Here is a 19,725-nt window from a genome sequence, read left to right on the forward strand (position 1 = left end):
CGCCTCGGGGTATGCTGGATTTCGTAAGCCCCGGGTCCGCCTCTGCTGTGCATGCCGCCCGGGGCACGGCTTTTTGAGCCAACAGCCGTACGAATCCAGCCTTGAAAGGCTCTTCGCTGTGCCGCAAGAGTACAGCTGCACGATCACTGATGCAAGTGTATGGAGACTACAAAAACTGTTAACCGAGGAGTAGGTGCCCGGCCGTTCGTCGATGGCAGGGACCGGGACGCCACTCAGCTCCTTCAGCGTGCACATGGACGAGCTGCGCGTTCGGCGGCAGGTCCTCCAACCATGTGCGCGCGGTGGTATCTCCCCCGGGATTCAGTTTCCTCGGGGTGACAATCCCCGAGGTTGTTTCCGGCGATTCAGATCAGATGCTTGTTCTGTCCCCGATTCGGACCGTGGCCGCGTGGCTGAGCGGGGCCGGTGTCTCTTGATTGGACTCGGGGACGAGGTTGACGTTGGGGGAGTGCTCCAGGCGGTGGAATTCGGTGTCCTGCTCGGCGCGGGGCGGCGGGGCCGACCCGGTGTCCTGGGACGCCGAGCGGCGCCCGCTTGCCCCCTCGTGAGAGTCGGCCGTGCCGGGCTGAGTACGGAGAACACGAAGAGGCCTCGGCCACCGATTGTCGGTGGCCGAGGCCTCCTCTTGGGGCCCTCAGGCTCAGGTGGCCGAGGTCACCTGCTCCTCCTTCTTGGGGACCAGCGCGACCGGGGCCTTGCCCGCGCCCTTCGACCGTCTGCGGCGGATCCGCTCCTTCGCGCCCTCCACGAGGGAGTACAGCGTCGGAACCAGCACGAGGGTCAGCAGGGTCGACGACACGAGGCCGCCGATCACCACGATGGCCAGGGGCTGGGAGATGAAGCCGCCCGAGCCGGTGAGGCCGAAGGCCATCGGGGTGAGGGCGCCGATGGTGGCGACCGCGGTCATCAGGATCGGGCGCAGGCGCTGCCTGCCGCCCTCGATGACCGCCTCGTTCACGCCCATGCCCTGGGCGCGATACTGGTTGACCAGGTCGATCAGCACGATCGCGTTGGTGACCACGATGCCGATGAGCATCAGCATGCCGATCAGCGCCGGCACGCCCATCGGGGTGCCGGTGAGCAGCAGCAGCCCGACCGCGCCGGTGGCGGCGAACGGCACGGACACCAGCAGGATGACCGGCTGCACGAAGCTGCGGAACGTCGCCACCATGATCATGAAGACGATGGCGATGGCGGCCAGCATGGCGATGCCGAGGTCGGCGAAGGCGTCCTGCTGGTCGGCGCTGACGCCGCCGATCTCGTAGGACGCGCCCTCGGGCAGCTTCAGCTTCTCCAGCTCGGCGGTGAGCGTCGTGGTGACGCCGCCGAGGTCGCTGGCGGTAGCGCGGCCGGACACGACCGCGCTGCGCTCGCCGTCGATGCGGGTCACCGAGGTGGGGCCGTCGACCTGCTCGACCTTGGCGACCTGCGACAGCTTCACGAGACCGGTGGCGGTCGGCACCCGCAGGTCGCGGATCTCCTTCACCGTCTCGGGCGCGTCGCCGGCCCGGAGCACGAGGTCGCCGGGGCGGCCGTCGAGGGTGAGCTGGCCGAGCGGGGCGCCGCGGAAGGTCTGGGCGACGATCTGCCCGATGGACGCCTCGGTGAGGCCGCGGGCGGCGGCCTTCTTGCGGTCGACGTCGACTTCGATGCGCGGGGCGCTCGCCGCCAGGTTGGACTCGACGTCGCGCACTCCTGAGACACCGTCGAGCTTGGCGCGCACGGCCTCGGACGCCTCACGCAGTACTTGGATGTCGGGGGCGCGGACGATCACCTGGACCTGGTCCTGCGCGCCGCCGGGCCCGCCGGCTCCGCCGACGGTGATGTCGCCCACGCCGGTCAGCGAGGAGATGCGGCCGCGGAGCTCGTCCTGCAGGGCGTCGGCGTCTACGCCCTCCTTGAGGGTGAGCGAGTAGGATGCCGAGCTCGGGTCGCCGGCGCCGGTGAAGCCGCCGCCGCTGCCCACGTTGACCTGGTAGGACGCGACGTCCTTCAGGTTGGCGACGACCTCCTCGACCTTCTTGGCCGCCGCGTCGGTGGTCGCGAGGTCGGTGCCGAGCGGCATGCGCTGCGTCAGCGACAGGGTGTCCTGGCCGGACGAGCCGATGAACGTCGTCTCCAGCCGCGTGGTGAGGCCCATGGTGCCGGCGAACACGAGCAGGCCGATCAGCAGCGTCACGAAACGACGGCGCGTGGCGAACCGCAGCACCGGCAGGTAGGCGCGCTGCAGCGGGCTGCGCAGCTCCTTGGCCTCGGCGGCCTCACGCGCCGCCTTGGCCTCGTCGGGCGTGAGCACCGGCGCCTTCAAGAACCAGTAGGCGAGCACGGGGATGATGGTGAGCGACACCAGCAGCGACGCGAGCAGCGCCACGGTGACCGTGATGGCGAACGGCGCGAACAACTCGCCGACCATGCCGCCGACGAGCGCGATGGGTGCGAAGACCGCGACGGTGGTCAGCGTCGACGCCGTCACGGCGCCGCTGACCTCGCGCACCGCGGTGAGGATGGCGGTCCGCTTGGCTCCGCCGTACCCGAGATGGCGCTTGATGTTCTCCAGCACCACGATCGAGTCGTCGACGACGCGGCCGACGGCGATCGTGAGCGCGCCGAGGGTCAGCATGTTGAGCGAGTAGTCGCCGGCCCAGAGGGCCAGCAGCGCGATGACGACCGACAGCGGGATCGAGACGGCGGTCACGATCGTGGAGCGCAGCGACAGCAGGAAGATCAGGATGACGAGTACGGCGAAGGCCAGGCCGAGCAGTCCCTCGGTGGTGAGGTCCTTGATCGAACGTTCCACGTACGGCGCCTGGTCGAAGATCACGTTGATCTCGGCGGAGTCGCCGAGCGCGCGCACGAGGTCCGGGATCTTGGCCCGGACGTCGTGGGAGATGGCGACGGCGTTGCCGTCCGGCTTCATCGTGACCGAGACGCCGAGGCTGCTCTGGCCGTTGGTGCGGGTGACCGTGGTCGCGCCGGCGAGTTCGCGCTTGATCTCGGCCACGTCGCCCAGTTTGACCGGCGCGGGCGGGGCCGGCGGCCGTGCGGCGGAGGCACCCGGGAGGCCCGGCCGGGCGGCGGCGGGAGCGGCGGCAGCCGGGGCGGCGGCCGGGGGGAGGTAGAGGTTCGTGAGGTCGCTCAGCTTGGTGAGCCGGTCGCCGACCTGCACGGTGAGCGACTTGCCGTCGTCGGTGAGGGTGCCCGCGGGGATCGGGGTGCCGTTGGCGCGCAGCGCGTCGGCGACGGCGGTGGGGGAGAGCCCGCGCCGGGCGAGTTTGCCCAGGTCCGGAGTGATGATGATGCGTTCGTCGCGGGTGCCGGTGACCTCGGCCTCGCGTACGCCGTTCACGGCCTGGATCTCGGGCAGCATGAGCCGCTTGATCTTGTCGGTCATGGCCCGGGGGTCGCCGCCGTCGCCGACGGCCAGCACCAGCACCGGCATGTCGTCGGTGCTGCCGGCCACGACACGCGGGTCGACGTCCTTGGGGAGGCTGGACAGGCCGGCGACGGCCTGCTGGATCTCGGCGACCGAGTCGTCGATGTCCTTGCCGTATTCGAAGGACACCTGGATCTGCGCCATGCCCTCCGAGGAGGTGGACTTGGTTTCGGTGACTCCGTCGATTCCCTTGACCGCGTCCTCGATGGGGACGGAGACCTGTTCTTCGACGACTTCGGGCGAGGCCCCGGGGTAGGGGGCGACGACGAAGGCGGCTGGGAACGACAGGGACGGTAGCAGTTGCTGTTTCAGCGACGGGATCGTGAAGGCACCGAACGCGCTGAGCACAACCGCAATCAAGATCACAAGGCTGCGGTTGGCAAGGCTCAACCTGGCCAGGGCGGTCATGAAGGCGGGCTCCTTGAAGGAACAAGACAGAACAGAAGTAAAGAAGGCGCGAAGGGCAGCGATCCCCCGCTTTTGGGCCAGCCTAACACTTTGCCTTTGCCGAATAATTAGGCCAACTTAAGGATCCTGATAACCTTCTCAGGTAGGCGAGAGGTGGCCGTGGACGACGAACGCAGCGCGATGATCAAACGCATCGGCGACATCCAGCGTGAGCTGGGACGACACTTCGCCGAGGATCAATCGTCCCCACTCTTCTCATCGCCGCTCACCCTGCGCCAGCTCAACGTCATGATGCTGCTCACATCCGCGGGCTCGGCCTCCGGTCAGCAGATCGCACAGCGCCTCGGCGTGAGTCTCGCCACCGTGACCGGCATCGTCGACCGGCTCGTCGCCCACGGGCTCGCCACCCGCCGCGAGGACCCGGCCGACCGGCGGATCCGCCTCGTCGAGCTCACCGAGGAGGGCGGGCGGCTCCTGCAGGACATCGCCGACGCGGGCTTCGCGAGGTACAGCCGGCTGCTGGAGCAGCTCGACACCGACACCCTGCGTGAGCTGGAGGCGGTCATGGAGAAGATCAGCAGAGCCGCCCAGGGGTTCGCCTGACTCAGGCGGCGAGCCGCCCGGCGCGGGGACGCAGCGAAACGGCTGCCGCGGACATGAACACGCACAGGAAGACCGGGATGCCGAGAGCCGTCGGCAGCCCGGTCAGCTCCGCCACTCCGCCGATGATCACCGGGCCGAGCATGAGCCCCGAGTAGCCGAGCGTCGCGACCTGCGCGATCGCCTCACCGGCGCGGGCCGGGTCGTGGTTGCCCGCCGCCGAGAACACCTGCGGCACCATCGTCGACAACCCCAGCCCGAACAGCCCGAACCCCACCATCGCCACGGCCAGGTCGCCGACCAGCAGCGTCATCCCCAGTCCCAGCGCGGCGAGCAGCCCGCACCAGCGCACCAGCGCCACCGGCCCGAACCGCAGCGCCAGGTGGTCGCCGGCGAACCGCCCGATGGTCATGCAGACGGAGAAGACCGCATATCCGATGCCGGCGACCCCGGGCGAGGCGCCGAGATCGCCGTTGAGGTAGACCGCCGTCCAGTCGACCGCCGCGCCCTCGCCCACCGAGCCCGCGAACGCCATCACGCCCATGAACAGCACCGCCCCCGACCAGCGGCCCCGTCGCTTCGGCCCCGGCGTTCCCTTCTGCGCGCTCTCCTTGCTCTCTGTGCGTACGGCGGGAGCCGAGGGGAGCAGCCACCGCCCCATGAACACCGCGGCGATCGCCAAGGGCACGTTCACCGCGATCATGGTGACACCCACCGAGACGTCCTGCCACGCGGCCAGCGCCCCGAGACCGGCGCCGATGAGGCCGCCCACGCTGAACATCCCGTGGAAGGACGACATCAGCGGGCGGCCGTACACCCGCTCGACCTCCACGGCGTGGGCGTTCATGGACACGTCCAGCAGCGCGTTGAGACTGCCCCATACCGCCAGGGTGACGATCAGCCACATCAGGTCGGGCGCGAAGCCCGGCGGGATCATCGCGACCGCCATCACGATCCCGGCCGGCACCATCAGCCGCGAACTCCCCAGCCTGTCGGTGAGCCGCCCGGCGACCTGCATGCCCGCCACCAGCCCGGCCGCCAGAGCGAACAGGCCGATGCTGAGCTGGCCTTCGCTGAGGGAAAGGTTCGCCTTGACCGCGGGGATCCGGGCCGCCCACACGCCAAGCGTGATGCCGAGCAGGGCAAAGAAGTAGCCGACAGAGATCCGTGCGCGGCGCGCCGTCGCATCGATGGTTCCGGCGCTCACGCGGCCCCCAGTCCTTCGCGTAACTAGCCCCCCAAACTATCCCATACCAGATGAATCGTCCGCCTCATCTTTTTGCCCCTATCTCCAGCTAGAGGCATGTAAAGCGCAAAGATCGCCTGGTACGGCGATGCCCGTTGGCTTAGCACCGGATTTCTCCGCCTACGGATCGCGCCGATCGGGAGCGCGCCCCGATCGGCGCGCCCAGGTGTCAGCCGAGGTGCCGGGCGAAGAACCGCAGCGTGCCGTCCAGCGCGAACACCGGCATCTCCCCGTGCCCGCCTGGGTTGGCGTGCAGCGTCTTCTCCGCCGAGCCCAGGACGTCGAACAGCGCCAGACGGACGGCGTCGTCTCAGAGGTGAAGCGCATAGCGTTTCATGCCTTTCGGGATGCCTTCTGCGGGCACTCCCTAAGCCGTGCGAGGGAGGGAGTCCCGACCTGTCACAACGTTGATCGGTCTCACCTCCTCGGTTCGCGGCACAGCGACGCCGAAGGGATCACGCGGGCTTCACCCGCGTCCCGGCAAGGACGACGTCGCCTTTTCCGGAGCCGATGTCCCTGGTCGTTTACCGGTGGGTACGGCGGAGCCGGGGAGCGCGAGGGCCGGCGGAGGGATTAATGGTCATGTCCTGTGTTGCGTTTCGGGCATTGGCTAATGGGGGTGCCTGGAGGCTTCGGTGTCGAGGGGGCGGGCTTCGGGGGGATCGAGGGGCATGGTGGAGCGGCTACGGCGGTGCCCGATTTCCGTGTGTGGTGTTAAGTGCGCTCCGCCGTGTTGCTCTTGGATTCTGTGGCTGATTTGCGAGGAGGGCCGGTCACCAGGTGATTTTCGCCACAGTTGGAATGTGACTCGGCGGGGTATCTGTGGGTCGGATGTCCTGTTGGGAAATCTGTTCGGAATGCAACTTCTGAGTGGGGGTGGCGACCAGGGGGTTCTCCCGCGTGGGGCGGGTGCCGGCTGTGGTGTTTCCGCTGCTCCGGTGCCCCATTGTCGGTGGAAGCCGTGGTTCGCCGGGTGAATGCCTGCCTGGTGGACTTCGTGACTGTGAGGGGGTTGCTGACCTTAAATGTCCTTAATCTTTCTATCCTGTACTGGGGAATTGGAAAGGGTAATACGCTTGTGCGCCCAGTCCTGATGCTGGATTCCACTAAAGTCGACATATTCGTATAGACGGGGGACAGGTGCCGGCGCTGCACAGCGATGACCCCGCCGATCTCGGCGGCTACAAACTCCACGGGCGGCTCGGTGCGAGCCTCACGGGCACCACCTACCTGGGACGGCGCGGGCAAAACGACTACGCCGTCAAGGTGCTCAACGGAGAGAGCCGCCCATCGGCCGGAGAGCTTGAGGCGGCGGCCACCGTGCCCGCGTACTGCACGGCCAGGATCGTGGAGGTGGGGGAGTGGGGTGACCACCCCTACGTCGTCAGCGACTACATCCCCGGGCCCTCACTGCACGCCCTCGTGACCTCCGAAGGGCCCCGGCGCGGCACGGAACTCGAGCGGATCGCCGTCAAGACCCTCGCCGGACTGGCCGCGATCCACCAGGCGGGCATCGTCCACGGCAACCTTCACCCCGGCAACGTGATCTGCGGCCCCGAGGGTGCCGTCGTCGTCGACTTCGGCCTCGCCGTCGGCACCCGGCCGCCCTTCGCGACGCCCGAGCAGGTCGCCGGCGGCCGGTTCGTGCCCGCAGGAGACCTGTTCGCCTGGGCCGCCGTCATGGTGTTCGCCGCCTCGGGTCAGCCGCCGTTCGGCGACGGGAACCCGGCCATCGTGGCCCACCGGATACTGCGCGACGACGCCTACCTCGGCCCGCTGAACGGCGTTCTCCGCGAGGTCGTGGCCGAGTGCCTGGCCAAGGAGCCGACCGCCCGCCCCACCGCGCAGGGCGCCCAGATGGCCTTCATCGGCGGCGACGCCCCGCCCCCGCCCCCCGCCGCCCCCGGTCTCGCCAAGAAGCCGTCGCGCCGCGCCGCCACCCGGAGAAAACCCCGGGACATGCGGGTTCCGGCCATCGCGGGGGCTTGTGCCGTACTGCTGCTGGGCGGGGGCACCGCGTGGATCATGACGAGCGGCGACGCCGACTCCCGCGCGGTCGCCACGTCCGCCTCCCCCTCAGCCAAGCGGGACGAATCCAAGCCAACCGAGACCTCCCGGCCGCGCGGCGCCGTGACGGCGCGGCACACCGTGCCCTCTTCCGCCGACCCCACCTCGGCCGGGGCGAACTCCGGACGCGCCGACAAGTACCGCAACGAGGCGACAGGAATGTGCCTGTCCGTCGACACGAGCGAGACGGGCGAGGAAGCCGTGCAGCGGTCATGCGTGGACGGCGACGAAGAGCACTCGGGCAACGACAAGCCGCCCCTGGACGGCGACGAACTGTGGTGGCGCTTTGAGGAGCGGTCGCTACGCAACACCGAAACGGGCCTGTGCCTCGCGGCCGCGAGCACAAAGTCCGGCGGCGAGGTGGTCCAACGGAGCTGCGAAGCCGGCCGCACCGCCCAGCACTGGACCTACGAGGGCGGCAACCTCCGCAACGCCGCCACCGGCATGTGCCTCACAATCCCCGAAGGCGAGGCCCTCAGCGGCCTGGCGGCCGTGCAGCGCCCCTGCGGCCCCGCCGCCGAACAGACCTGGCAGCGCTAGGTGCCGTGAGGGTTGCCCAACCTGGAGCTCATCGTGGAGGCGCTGAAAGGGGATGTCGGGGAGTTCCGAACTCTGTGGCCGGCGGCGGAGGCCGCTGCGGCAGTCGGCAAGGGCGCCGTTCCACCCCCTCACCCATCTGGCCCTGCCCCAATCCAGGTAGGCCGGTTGTTGCCCAGGTACACCGGCTCCATGGGAATTGTGGCGTGGAGTCCGGATGGTCGTCGGCTGGCCACTGCGGGCCACGACGGGGCGTTGCGGCTATGGGATCTGACCAGCGCTGTCGCCCCGGGGGCGGGGGAAGCCGACGTCGACCGACTCCGCCGGGTAGTGGATGAACTGCGCCGGGAGAATGTGATGTTGCGCGGCGAACGGGATGAGTTGGTGGCTCGGCTCAGGGAGTTGTCCGTACCGGCCGGTGACTTCAGGTGACGGTCAGGGTTCGATGAGGCCGGCTCGGATGGCGTAGCGGGTGAGTTCCAGGCGGTCGCGCATGCCTAGTTTCTGGAGGATGTTGGCGCGGTGGCGGTCGACGGTCTTGACGCTGATGACCAGGGTGTCGGCGATTTCCTTGGCGCTGTTGCCTTCGGCGATGAGTTTGACGATTTCCTCCTCGCGGGGGGTGAGGATGCTCTCGGGGACGCGTTCGCCGCGGGCGCCGCGTTGGAGGTAGTCGCGGATCAAGGCTGTCACGGCGCCGGGGTAGAGGAAGGGTTCGCCGCGCATAGCGGCGCGGCAGGCTTCGAGGAGGTCCTGGTCGGCGACGGATTTCAGGACATAGCCGGAGGCCCCGGCTTTGAGGGCCTCGAAGAAGTACTGCTCGTTGTCGTACATCGACAAGATGAGAATCCGCACCCCGGGTGCCCGCCGGGCGATCTCGCGGGCCGCCTGGATGCCGGTCATGCGGGGCATCGCCACGTCGAGCACGGCCAGGTCGATGTCCTCGGACGACACCGCGTCGACCGCCTCGGCGCCGTCGGCGGCCTCGGCGACGACCTCCAGGTCGGGTTCGGCGTCGAGGATCAGCCGCAGGCCGCGACGGACCAGGGCGTGGTCGTCGGCCAGCAGGATCCGTGTCTTTCCGGTGGTCACCTTTCCTCCTCGCCGCCACAGGGCTTCGCCGTACAGGGGATGGCGAGCCGCACCTCGGTGCCGCCGCCGGGGGGTGAGTCGACCGTCAGTTTGGCGCCGATGAGCAGGGCGCGTTCGCGCATGCCGCGGATGCCGGCGCCGTCGTTTCTGGCGCCGCCGCGGCCGTTGTCGGTGATGCGCAGCGTCAGGTGATCGTCCTCCTCGGTCAGGGACAACTCCACCGCGTCGGCCCGGGCGTGCCGGGCGACGTTGGTGAGGCCCTCCTGGGCGATGCGGTAGACGACGAGTTCGGTCTCGGCGCTCAGCTTCGGCAGGGCGGGGTCCACCTTGCGGGTCACCGGCACGCCGATGACCTGGGAGAAGTCGCTGCTGAGGGCGCTCAGGGCGCTCTGCAGGCCGAGATCCTCAAGGACGCCGGGGCGTAGCCTGCGCGCGACCTGGCGTACCTCGTCCAGGCTGGCGCGCACGGTCTCCTGGACGGCGCGGAGTTCTTCGGCCAGGTCACCGGGTGCCCGGTCCACGGCGCGTTTGAGGCCGAGGAGGACGACGGTGAGGCTCTGGCCGATCTCGTCGTGGAGTTCGCGGGCGATGCGCCGGCGTTCGTTCTCCTGGGCGGCGAGGGCGTGGGCGCTCGCGGTGCTGCGTTCGGACTCCAGCCGGTCGAGCATGGCGTTGAACGTTTCGATCACCTGGTGAAGGTCGCCGTTGCCGTTGTCGACGAGCCGGTCGTCCATGCCGAGCAGGTCGACCCGCTGCATCAGAGTGGTGAGCGCCGACAGCGGCGCCAGGCTGGTGCGCAGGACCAGGGCATTGACGGCCAGGAGCACCGCGAGGCCGACGATCAGCACCGGCAGCTCGGTGAGCAGGACGGGTGAGGAGACGGTGGCGGGCGAGAACGCGAGCACCAGGGTCCCCACCGTGAACACCAGTCCGTTCATCAGGAACAGCCGGCGGTACAGTCGCTGGACGGGGTTCTTCCCGCCCGGCGCCCGGAGACTCGGTGCCCCGGGTGGTGGGTAGCGGTCGCTCATGATTCGAGCTTGGTCACCTCGGGGCCCGTTTGTCTATCCGCACCGCCACCCATCCCTCACCGGCGAATACATAGCGGACCCCACGGCGAATGGGTGTCAGACCCGATGGTGTTCATGGGTGGTCACCTCGAATACTGGTTCGAAAGGGGGAACCGCCGACTTCAGCGCGCCGATCAAGGACCCGGCCGATCAAGGACCAGGAGGTCAGATGTCGTGACCGCACTGACGACGACCATCAATTCAGACCAACAGGACGGAGCCATGCAAGCACGCGACATCGCCGTGAACCTTCCCACGGTGACAGTACGCGACCCCGTCGCCAAGGCGGTGCGGGTCATGGCGCTGGGGCGGCAGCCCGGCTTGATCGTCGTCGATGAGGCCGGACGCCCGCACACGGTGCTGCCCGGCACCCAGGTGCTGCGGCTCGCGATCCCCGAGTCGTTTCAGGCCGATCCGGCGCTGTGCCGCGCCATCGACGAGGCCCACGCCGACCTTTTCTGGCAGGAACTCGGCAATCTCACCGTCGGTGACTGCCTGCCCGACCCGCCGGCGAAGCCGGTGCTCGTGAAGCCCGACGCCAACCTGCTGGAGGTGGCCGCGCTGATGGCGCGGATGCGCAGCCCGCTCGTCGCGGTCGTCGACCGCGACCGCGTGCTGCTCGGCGCGATCACGCTTGAGCGGCTGCTGACCAGCCTCGCCGTCGTCGGTCCGGGCGACTGATCCCCCTTTTCTGAGTACCACAGCCATCGCACATTGTTCGGAGGTCTCCTCATGCATGCCTTTTTCGGATCGGACGTCCGGCGGATACCGCCGTCACCCGTCCTCCGCCCGCATGAGCGACCCCGCGTCACCTTCGTCGGCGCCGGACGCTACGGTCCGCCGGGGCTCGCCCCATGACCGGAGTGCTCGCGCTCGGCATCTTCGTGGCGGCGTACTTCTTCATCGCCACCGAGAAGATCAACAAGGTTAAGGTGACGCTGATCGCGGCCGGTCTCATGGCCGTGTTCTCCTTGATCCCCGGTGCGGAGGTCTTCTTCTCCGAGCACGCGGGTATCGACTGGAACGTCATCTTCCTGCTCTTCGGCATGATGGTGATCGTCGGCATCATCAAGCAGACCGGACTGTTCGACTATCTCGCCATCTGGGCGGCCAAGAAGTCCAAAGGACGGCCATACCGGCTGATGGTGATGCTCATGGTGATCACCGCCGTGGCCTCGCCGTTCCTGGACAACGTCACGACCATCATGCTGGTGGCGCCCGTCACCGTCGTCGTCTGTGACCGGCTGCGCATCCCGGCTCAGCCGTACCTCATCGCCGAGATCCTCGCCTCCAACATCGGCGGGGCGGCGACCCTGATCGGCGACCCGCCGAACATCATCATCGGCAGCCGTGCGGGTCTGACCTTCAACGACTTCCTGGTGCACATGGCGCCCATCGTGATCGTGGTGTTCATCCTGTTCACGCTGTTCACGAAGGTGCTGTTCCGTAAGTCCTTCGAATACCACCCCGAGCGGGTGGAGGCCGTCATGGCGCTCAATGAGCGGCGCGCGATCACCGATCCCGTGCTGCTGCGGCGGTGCCTGATCGTGCTCGGCCTGGTCGTGGTGGCCTTCTCGCTGCACTCGGTGCTGCACATCGACCCGTCGATCGTGGCGCTGGTGGGCGCGGGCGTGATGTTGCTGGTCTCGCGGTCGGACACCTCCGAGGTGCTGCGCGAGGTGGAGTGGCCGACGCTGGTGTTCTTCATGGCGCTGTTCGTCATGGTCTCCGGTCTGATCCACACCGGGGTCATCGGTGCGATCGGCACCTGGGCCGTCGACACCTTCGGGGGCGACTACTTCGCCGCGGCCACCGCGTTGCTCTTCGGCTCGGGGGTCTTCGGGGCGTTCTTCGACAACATTCCGTACGTCGCCACCACCGCGCCGATCGTCGAGGGGCTCGTGGCCCAGGCGCCCGACCCCGCGACCGGCCAGGCCCTCTGGTGGGCCTTCGCCCTCGGCGCGGACTTCGGCGGCAACGGTACGGCTGTCGCCGCGAGCGCCAACGTCGTCGCGATCGGCATCGCGGCGCGGTCGGGGCACCGGATCAGCTTCTGGCAGTTCACGAAGTACGGCATCGTGGTCACCGCGCTGAGCCTGGTGATCGCCTGGGTGTACGTCTGGCTGCGCTACTTCATGTGACGGTCCCCGAGGATGCCCGCCGACCTGGTCGGCGGGCATCCTTTTCGAATTGTGGGTTTTCCACCTATAGCGGGGATACGGATGCGATCATGATCCCGTCCGAGGCGCCGGTGGGGCAGCCGGTCGCCCCCTGGCCGACGGAAGAGCGCGGTTGTGGCAGAGATTCTGGAAACCCCAGGCGTAGACGACCGGGACGTCACCGACGAGCGCCTGACGAACGTCGCCCTGGTGCTGGCGATCCTCGGCGTCTTCCTCGTCGGGATCACCAGCATTCCAGCCGTCGTCCTCGGACACATGGCGGTCGCGCGGCGGTACCGCGCCGGCGCGGAGGTGCCGTGGAGGACGATCGCCGCGCTGGTCGTGGGCTACGTGGGGCTGGCGGTCTACTTCCTGGCCATCAACATCGCGATGGACGTCTTCTTTACCTTCTACTGGATGTTAGAGAACATGTAGCGCCGGTCAGCGCTGGCGGCGGAGGGTCCAGAAGAGCCAGTTGCCGCCGGAGGTGCAGGTGGCGACGTCCCAGCCCTGGCTGCCGAGGTCGGAGAGCAGAGCGACCACCTCGTTGTAGCTGCCCGAGAGCTTGCTCTCGCTGCCGCCGGGTAGGTTGACGCGAAGTGATCCGTTGTCCCAGAGCCACTCCACAGTGGCGAACTCATAGCTAAAGATCTCTGCCTCCAGGCTGGTGGGCGATCCCAAAGGGTCGGGTGGGAAACCGACTTTAGCCCGATCTTCCCTTCCAAGGGGGGTGATCGACACGAATCCGGCGCCTGCTGCCGGGGCTGACCGGCGGTTATGCGTTGGGGGTACGGCATGAGCCGGCTTTGCCGTACGGAGCACCCCATGTGGTGGAGGGGGTTTCGGCGGCCAATAAAATGAGCGGACGTGACTTCCAAGCCGAAAATCCCTAACGTTCTGGCCGCGCGTTATGCCTCCGAGGCGCTGGCCCGTGTCTGGTCGCCCGAGGAGAAGGTCGTCGCGGAGCGGCGACTATGGGTGGCGGTGATGAAGGCCCAGGCCGATCTCGGGGTGGCCGTGCCGCCGGAGGCCGTGGCGGCCTACGAGAAGGTCGTGGGGAATGTCGATCTCGCCTCGATCGCGGCGCGGGAGCGGGTGACACGGCACGACGTGAAGGCCCGCATCGAGGAGTTCAACGCCCTCGCCGGCTTTGAGCACGCGCACAAGGGCATGACCTCGCGCGATTTGACGGAGAACGTCGAGCAGGTGCAGATCCGCGACAGCCTGCTGCTGGTGCGGCGGCGCTGCGTGGCGCTGCTGGCGCGGCTCGCCCGGCTGGCGGTGGAGCACTCGGGCCTGGCGATGGCCGGGCGTTCGCACAATGTGGCCGCGCAGGCGACGACGCTCGGCAAGCGGTTCGCCTCGGCCGCCGAGGAGCTGCTCGCGGGGGTGGGCCGGCTGGACGACCTGCTGGCGCGTTATCCGCTGCGGGGGGTGAAGGGGCCGGTGGGCACCTCGCAGGACATGCTCGACCTGCTCGGGGGCGACCGGGCCCGCCTTTCGGAGCTGGAGGACCGGGTCGCGGCCCACCTCGGGTTCAGCTCGCGGCTCGACAGCGTGGGACAGGTCTATCCGCGGTCGCTCGACTACGAGGTGGTGTCGGCGCTGGTGCAGCTCGCGGCGGCGCCGTCGTCGCTGGCACTCACGATCCGGCTGATGGCGGGCCACGAGCTGGTGACCGAGGGCTTCGCCGAGGGCCAGGTCGGGTCGTCGGCGATGCCGCACAAGATGAACACGCGCTCGTGCGAGCGGGTGAACGGCCTGGCCGTCGTGCTGCGCGGCTATGTGTCGATGGTGGGAGAGCTGGCCGGCGACCAGTGGAACGAGGGGGACGTGTCGTGTTCCGTGGTGCGCCGGGTGGCGCTGCCGGACGCGTTCTTCGCCTTCGACGGGCTCGCGGAGACGATGCTGACCGTGCTGGACGAGTTCGGGGCGTTCCCGGCGGTCGTGGCGGCCGAGCTTGAGCGCTACCTGCCGTTCCTCGGCACCACGAAGATGCTCATGGCGGCGGTGCGGGCGGGGGTGGGCCGCGAGACCGCCCACGAGGTGATCAAGGAGCATGCGGTCGCGGCGGCGCTCGGCATGAGGGCGGGCGGCTCCAACAACCTGCTCGACCGGCTCGCCGCCGACCCGCGTTTCCCCCTGGACCTTGAGGGGCTGACCGCGCTGCTGGCCGATCACCTGTCGTTCACGGGTGCCGCCGGCGATCAGGTGGACGCTGTGGCGGCGCGGGTGGCGCGGGTCGTGGAGAGCGATCCCGAAGCGGCGGCCTACACTCCGGGCGCCATCCTGTGATCCGCGAGCTGTCGACCGTGGCGGAGGTCTCCTCCGCCTGCGGCGACGACGACTTGATCGTGTGGGTGGCCCAGGGCATGGGGCCGCTCACGCGGGCGTGGGCGGGCGGCGAGGCGGTGGCGGTGACCTCGCCCGCCGTCGCCCGGCACGACCGGATCGCGCTGTGGGGCGACCCGCGGGACGCCGCCCGGCTGGCCGAGCACGCGTTCGCGGAACGCGGGCCCGGGTTCTCGCTGCTGGGCGAGGTGGACCTGCTGCGCGAGGTGGCGCACCGCGTCCCCGGAGTGGAGTTACGGGGCGCGTTCTCGTGGATGGTGGTCGCCGAGGCGCCGCCGACCGGCGGGCCCGGCGTGGCGTGGCTGAGCCGCGAGGAGGAGGCCGAGGTGACCGCCCTGCTCGCGGCGGCACACCCCGAGTCGTACGCGACCCCCTCGGTCGAGGGGGTGCGCCGCTGGGCGGGCGTGCGCGACGCCGCCGGCGAGCTCGCGGCGGTGGCGGCCGACGCGTGGAGCGCCCCCGAGGTGGGCCTGCTCGCGGGCGTGGCCACCGCGGTGCACGCCCGCGGCCGGGGACTGGCCGAGCGGGTGTGCCGTTTCGTGGTGCGTGAGCTCGTGGACACGCACGGGCGGGCGGCGCTGCTGGTGGACGACGCGAATCAGTCGGCGATTCGCGTGTATGAGCGGCTTGGGTTCACCCGGAGGTTTATGGCGTCCGCGCGCCGCGTCCCGGGCGTGTGAGGTGGATTTCCGTTTTCGGGAAGGGGCACACGTGCCGCAGGCCCCCGGTTTCCGGGGACAAATACCGGCTGGGCGCGCTGGACTGCGGCTTTGTGTAGAAATACCGTCTGTTTTGCGCGGAGCGCGCATCTCTATATCGCGCTTATGACGTTAATCTAACCGGGCATGGAGAGCGAACGTTTCCCCATGGCGCTGTGTTTAGGGTGCGGCGCATATAGAACGGGCGATCCGGCGCCCTGGCGGCCGGCATCGCGAGAGGCCGTCGCGGCCGGAAGGGTAGTGCCTCTTTTGGCCGCGACGCCGGCCGGGGCCGCACACTGCAGAGCCGGAGTCGGCGCGTGTGCGGGTGCCTGCACAGGTCCGTCTCCCCGTACGCCGGGGGGCACGGCGAATGACGTGCGTGACCGGCCGAGAACCCAACGTTAAGCGCATGTTAGATCTCCGGCACTACCCCTTCACGGGGCATTCCCTTGGCATAGATGCTGCGGAGCCGCATCAATCTCCGAGGAGGAGGTCTCGTGTCGGCTGAAGCAGCCCCGCGCACGCCATGGAAAGCCGTGATCGGCGGTTCCATTGGCAATCTGGTCGAGTGGTATGACTGGTTCGTCTACGCGAGTTTCGCCACTTACTTCGCCGCGTCCTTCTTTCCCACAGGCAACGCCACGGCGCAACTCCTCAACACCGCCGGCATATTCGCGGTGGGTTTCTTCATGCGCCCCGTCGGCGCCTGGCTGCTCGGCCGCTACGCAGACCAGCGGGGGCGCAAGGAGGCGCTCACGCTGTCGGTCATGTTGATGTCGCTGAGCGCGCTGCTGATCGCCGTCGCGCCGACCTACGACTCGGTCGGCTACTTTGGCGCCCTCGTGCTGCTGGTCGCGCGCCTCATGCAGGGTCTGTCGGTCGGCGGGGAATACGCCGCCAGCGCGACCTACCTCACCGAGGCGGCCCCGCGCGGCGGACGCGGCTTCGCCTCCAGTTTCCAATACGTCTCCATGACCGCGGGCCAGCTCCTCGGCCTCGGCCTGCAGATCGTCCTGCAGCGCACGATGTCCGCAGAGGCGCTGCACTCGTACGGCTGGCGCATCCCCTTCGTGGTGGGCGCACTGGGCGCGGCCGTGGTGTTCTACCTGCGGCGCAACCTGCTGGAGACCGAGGTCTTCGACGAGGAGGCCCGCGCGTGGGCCCGCCCGCGCGGCACGATGCGGTCCCTGATGGCGCACAAGAAGGAGTTCCTGCTCGTGATCGCCCTGACCATGGGCGGCACCGTGGCCTACTACACCTACACCACCTACCTCACGAAATATCTCTCCAACACCGCGGGGCTGGCGAAGGAGACGGCGACGCTGGTCAGCTTCTGCGCCCTGTTCCTGTTCATGCTGTTCCAGCCCGCGGCGGGGGCCCTTTCGGACCGCATCGGGCGGCGCCCGCTGCTCATCACCTTCGGCGTCGGCTCCATGTTGTTCACCGTGCCCCTGATGAGCGCCCTGGGCAGCGTGGGCGGGTTCGCCGACGCGCTCGTGCTGTCGCTGGCCGGGCTGCTCGTCATCACCGGCTACACCTCGATCAACGCGGTGGTGAAGGCCGAGCTCTTCCCCACACACGTGCGGGCGCTCGGCGTGGCTCTGCCGTACGCGATAGCCAACGCGGCGTTCGGCGGCACGGCGGAGTATGTGGCGCTTTGGTTTAAGAATGCGGGCTTTGAGCCGGGTTTCTTCTGGTACGTCGCCGGTTGTGCGGCGGTGTCACTGGTCGTCTACCTGTTTATGCGGGAAACTCGGGACACTTCCCTGGCTCGGGAGGAGAAGACGCCGGTCTCGGTCTAGCCTTGCGCCATGCGAGTTCTTCTCGTCGAGGACGACGACCGGCTCGCCGCCGCCCTCACCACCGCGTTGACGCGGCACGGCCATCGGGTGGTGCGGGCCGGACTGGCGATCGACGCTCTCCGTCTGGCGGGGGGCGTCGACTTCGTCCTGCTTGATCTGGGCCTGCCCGACATGGATGGCCTCGATGTGCTGCGCCGCGCCCGCAGGGTGTCGAGCGTGCCGATCATCGTGGTCACCGCCCGGGTGGAGGAGCGCGACGTGCTTCGCGGGCTGCGCTCGGGCGCCGACGACTACCTCGTCAAGCCCTTCCGCACCGCCGAGCTCATGGCCCGCATGGAAGCCGTCATGCGGCGCGGCACCCGGCCGCTCCCCGTCACCGGCCACAAGGTCGCCTCCGGCGACGTGGAGATCGACCTCGCCGGGCGGCGGGTCACGGTGGCCGGCGAGCAGGTCGTGCTGACCCGCCGGGAGCTCGACGTGCTGCTCCTGCTGGCCCGCATGCCGGGAGTGGTGCGCGGCCGGGAGGAGATCCTCGACGAGGTGTGGGGCGACCCGCTGCTGTCGGCCTCCCGCTCGCTCGACGTGCACGTCGCCGGCATCCGCGCCAAAACGGGCCGCCCCTGGCTGGTGGAGACGCTGCGCGGCACCGGCTACCGGCTCGGCTCGGCGTGAACTCACGGCTGGTCGTCGCCTTCGCCACGCTGATCGCGGTGCTCGTCGTGGCGCTGGCGGTGCCCCTCGGCATCGCCTACGCCGCCCACGTCACCAACCGGCTGCTGCTCGATCGCCGCGCGGACGCAACGCGCTTCGCCGAGCTCGCCGACCAGGCGGCCGGCGACGGCGACCGCCTCGGCCTGACCGCCGAGGTGTCGCGCTACGCCGAGCTGTACGGCGCCGCCGTGCGTGTCCGCGACCGCGTCGGCGACGTGCTGCTGGAGGCCGGCACGATGAGGTCCGACGACCGCGAGGCGGTGCGGCTCGCGCTGTCCGGCCGCACGACCGAGGAGCTGCCGACGGTGGTGCCGTTCGGCCCGTCCCGCGTGCTGATCGCCGAGCCGGCCGGGCGTGACGCCCAGGTGTCGGGGGCGGTCCTGCTGGAGGTGTCGACCGAGCGGGCGCGGACCGAGGTGGCGCTCGTCTGGGGGGCACTCGCCGTCGCGGCGCTGGTGGCGCTGGGGTTCGCGGTGCTGCTGGCCAGGCGGCTCGCGCGGTGGATCCTGCGCCCGGTGACCGAGCTCGACCGCACCACGACGGAGATCGCCGGCGGCCGGCTGGAGGCGCGAGCCAGACACGGGGCGGGCCCCTCGGAGCTGCGCCGGCTGGAGAAGCGGTTCAACGAGATGGCCGAGGCGGTGTCGGCGACGATGGGCCGCCAGCGGGCGTTCGTGGCCGACGCCTCGCATGAGCTGCGCACGCCGCTGACCGTGTTGTCGCTGCGGCTGGAGAACCTGGAGCCGCATCTGCGCGAGGAGGGCGCGGCGGAATACGCCGAGGCGCTGGCCGAGGTGGACCGGCTGGCCGACCTCGTGGAGGACCTGCTCGCGCTCGCCAGGGTGGAGGCGGGCGCGGCCATGCGTGAGGTCGAGGTCGTGGCCGAGCTCACACCCCGACTCGCGGGATGGCGTGAGGTGTTCGCCGCGAAGGGCCTGACGCTCGCGGTGGAGCTCCCCGAGGAGCGGTGGGCCGTCGCGGTGCCGGAGGCGGCCGGGCGGGTCGCCGACATCGCGCTGGACAACGCCCAGAAGTTCGTACCCGCCGGCGGAACGGTCACGGTCACGATGGCGGGGCACGTCCTGCGCGTCGCCGACGACGGGCCGGGGCTGACCGAGGAGGAGCTGCGGGAGGCCCAGGGCCGCTTCTGGCGCTCGGGCGCCCACGCCAACGTGCCGGGCAGCGGCCTCGGGCTCGCGATCGCGACGGAGCTGGCCAAGGCGTCCGGCGGCACCCTCACCCTCCTGCCCGCGGCACCGTGCGGCCTCGCGGTCGAGTTCGCCCTGGCCGCGCCGTACGAGAGCGGCTGAGCCACACCGGGATGTACGGCGACGCCGGGCCTGCCGTTGGGTACGGCGGCGCCGGGCCGGGCCTGGGGGTACGGCAGCGCCGAGGCCGTGCCGTCGGGTACGGCGATGCCGGGTCGGGCGTGGGGTGCGGCAGAGCCGAGGCCGGCCGTTGGGTACGGCGGCGCCGGGTCGGGCGTGGGGTGCGGCAGAGCCGAGGCCGGCCGTCGGGTACGGCGA

16 protein-coding genes are annotated in these 19,725 nt (G+C 69.6%); 11 read left to right on the top strand and 5 right to left on the bottom strand.

The window, feature by feature from the left end; translation table 11 throughout:
* Positions 1-661 precede the first annotated feature (661 nt).
* Positions 662-3,862, bottom strand: coding sequence for an efflux RND transporter permease subunit (locus Ssi02_RS29825; protein ID WP_204030932.1), 3,201 nt, complete (start codon positions 3,860-3,862; stop codon positions 662-664).
* Positions 3,863-4,021: 159 nt separating this feature from the next.
* Between Ssi02_RS29825 and Ssi02_RS29830 the strand changes: the two genes are divergently transcribed.
* Positions 4,022-4,465: a MarR family winged helix-turn-helix transcriptional regulator gene (locus tag Ssi02_RS29830; RefSeq protein ID WP_239130023.1), complete on the top strand. Its 444-nt coding sequence runs from the start codon at positions 4,022-4,024 to the stop codon at positions 4,463-4,465.
* Between the two features lies 1 nt (position 4,466).
* Here Ssi02_RS29830 and Ssi02_RS29835 read toward each other — a convergent pair whose 3' ends face one another.
* Positions 4,467-5,669: an MFS transporter gene (locus Ssi02_RS29835; protein WP_239130025.1), complete on the bottom strand. Its 1,203-nt coding sequence runs from the start codon at positions 5,667-5,669 to the stop codon at positions 4,467-4,469.
* Positions 5,670-6,848: 1,179 nt separating this feature from the next.
* On the opposite strand from Ssi02_RS29835, the gene Ssi02_RS29840 reads away from it, so the two are divergent.
* Positions 6,849-8,315, top strand: coding sequence for a serine/threonine protein kinase (locus tag Ssi02_RS29840; protein ID WP_204030934.1), 1,467 nt, complete (start codon positions 6,849-6,851; stop codon positions 8,313-8,315).
* A gap of 189 nt (positions 8,316-8,504) precedes the next feature.
* Positions 8,505-8,744, top strand: a complete 240-nt coding sequence (locus Ssi02_RS29845) for a hypothetical protein (RefSeq protein ID WP_204030935.1) — start codon at positions 8,505-8,507, stop codon at positions 8,742-8,744.
* 3 nt (positions 8,745-8,747) lie between these two features.
* Here the strand turns inward: Ssi02_RS29845 and Ssi02_RS29850 are convergent, their stop codons facing one another.
* Entirely contained in the window at positions 8,748-9,404 is a 657-nt protein-coding gene (locus Ssi02_RS29850; RefSeq protein WP_204030936.1) for a response regulator, read from the bottom strand.
* Positions 9,401-10,435 carry a sensor histidine kinase gene (locus tag Ssi02_RS29855; RefSeq protein WP_204030937.1) on the bottom strand — a complete coding sequence of 345 codons (1,035 nt, stop codon included), beginning with the start codon at positions 10,433-10,435 and terminating at the stop codon, positions 9,401-9,403. The genes Ssi02_RS29850 and Ssi02_RS29855 overlap by 4 nt, the downstream gene beginning before the upstream one ends.
* Positions 10,436-10,696: 261 nt before the next feature.
* Between Ssi02_RS29855 and Ssi02_RS29860 the strand changes: the two genes are divergently transcribed.
* From Ssi02_RS29860 to Ssi02_RS29870, 3 genes are all read left to right on the top strand, one after another.
* The gene (locus Ssi02_RS29860; protein ID WP_204030938.1) at positions 10,697-11,155 is read left to right on the top strand and encodes a CBS domain-containing protein; all 459 of its coding nucleotides are present in this window, start codon (positions 10,697-10,699) and stop codon (positions 11,153-11,155) included.
* Positions 11,156-11,328: 173 nt separating this feature from the next.
* A complete protein-coding gene (locus tag Ssi02_RS29865) occupies positions 11,329-12,615 on the top strand; it encodes an ArsB/NhaD family transporter (RefSeq protein ID WP_204030939.1) in 1,287 nt (428 codons plus the stop codon).
* A 153-nt stretch (positions 12,616-12,768) separates the two neighbouring features.
* Positions 12,769-13,068, top strand: a complete 300-nt coding sequence (locus Ssi02_RS29870) for a DUF4190 domain-containing protein (protein WP_204030940.1) — start codon at positions 12,769-12,771, stop codon at positions 13,066-13,068.
* Positions 13,069-13,074: 6 nt separating this feature from the next.
* Here Ssi02_RS29870 and Ssi02_RS29875 read toward each other — a convergent pair whose 3' ends face one another.
* Positions 13,075-13,374 carry a hypothetical protein gene (locus tag Ssi02_RS29875; protein ID WP_239130027.1) on the bottom strand — a complete coding sequence of 100 codons (300 nt, stop codon included), beginning with the start codon at positions 13,372-13,374 and terminating at the stop codon, positions 13,075-13,077.
* 126 nt (positions 13,375-13,500) lie between these two features.
* Here Ssi02_RS29875 and purB point away from each other — a divergent pair, with 126 nt between their 5' ends.
* The 5 genes from purB (at position 13,501) to Ssi02_RS29900 (ending at position 19,509) form a co-directional block, all read left to right on the top strand.
* Positions 13,501-14,928: an adenylosuccinate lyase gene (purB, locus tag Ssi02_RS29880; protein ID WP_204030941.1), complete on the top strand. Its 1,428-nt coding sequence runs from the start codon at positions 13,501-13,503 to the stop codon at positions 14,926-14,928.
* Positions 14,925-15,665, top strand: coding sequence for a GNAT family N-acetyltransferase (locus tag Ssi02_RS29885; protein WP_204030942.1), 741 nt, complete (start codon positions 14,925-14,927; stop codon positions 15,663-15,665). The genes purB and Ssi02_RS29885 overlap by 4 nt, the downstream gene beginning before the upstream one ends.
* Positions 15,666-16,183: 518 nt before the next feature.
* Complete coding sequence (locus Ssi02_RS29890) at positions 16,184-17,488, top strand: MFS transporter (RefSeq protein ID WP_239130029.1); 1,305 nt, start codon at positions 16,184-16,186, stop codon at positions 17,486-17,488.
* 9 nt (positions 17,489-17,497) lie between these two features.
* A complete protein-coding gene (locus Ssi02_RS29895) occupies positions 17,498-18,160 on the top strand; it encodes a response regulator transcription factor (RefSeq protein WP_204030944.1) in 663 nt (220 codons plus the stop codon).
* Positions 18,157-19,509: a sensor histidine kinase gene (locus Ssi02_RS29900; protein ID WP_204030945.1), complete on the top strand. Its 1,353-nt coding sequence runs from the start codon at positions 18,157-18,159 to the stop codon at positions 19,507-19,509. Before Ssi02_RS29895 ends, Ssi02_RS29900 begins: the two co-directional genes overlap by 4 nt.
* The last annotated feature ends 216 nt before the right edge of the window (positions 19,510-19,725 follow it).

This window comes from Sinosporangium siamense, assembly GCF_016863435.1.
GTDB lineage: Bacteria > Actinomycetota > Actinomycetes > Streptosporangiales > Streptosporangiaceae > Sinosporangium > Sinosporangium siamense.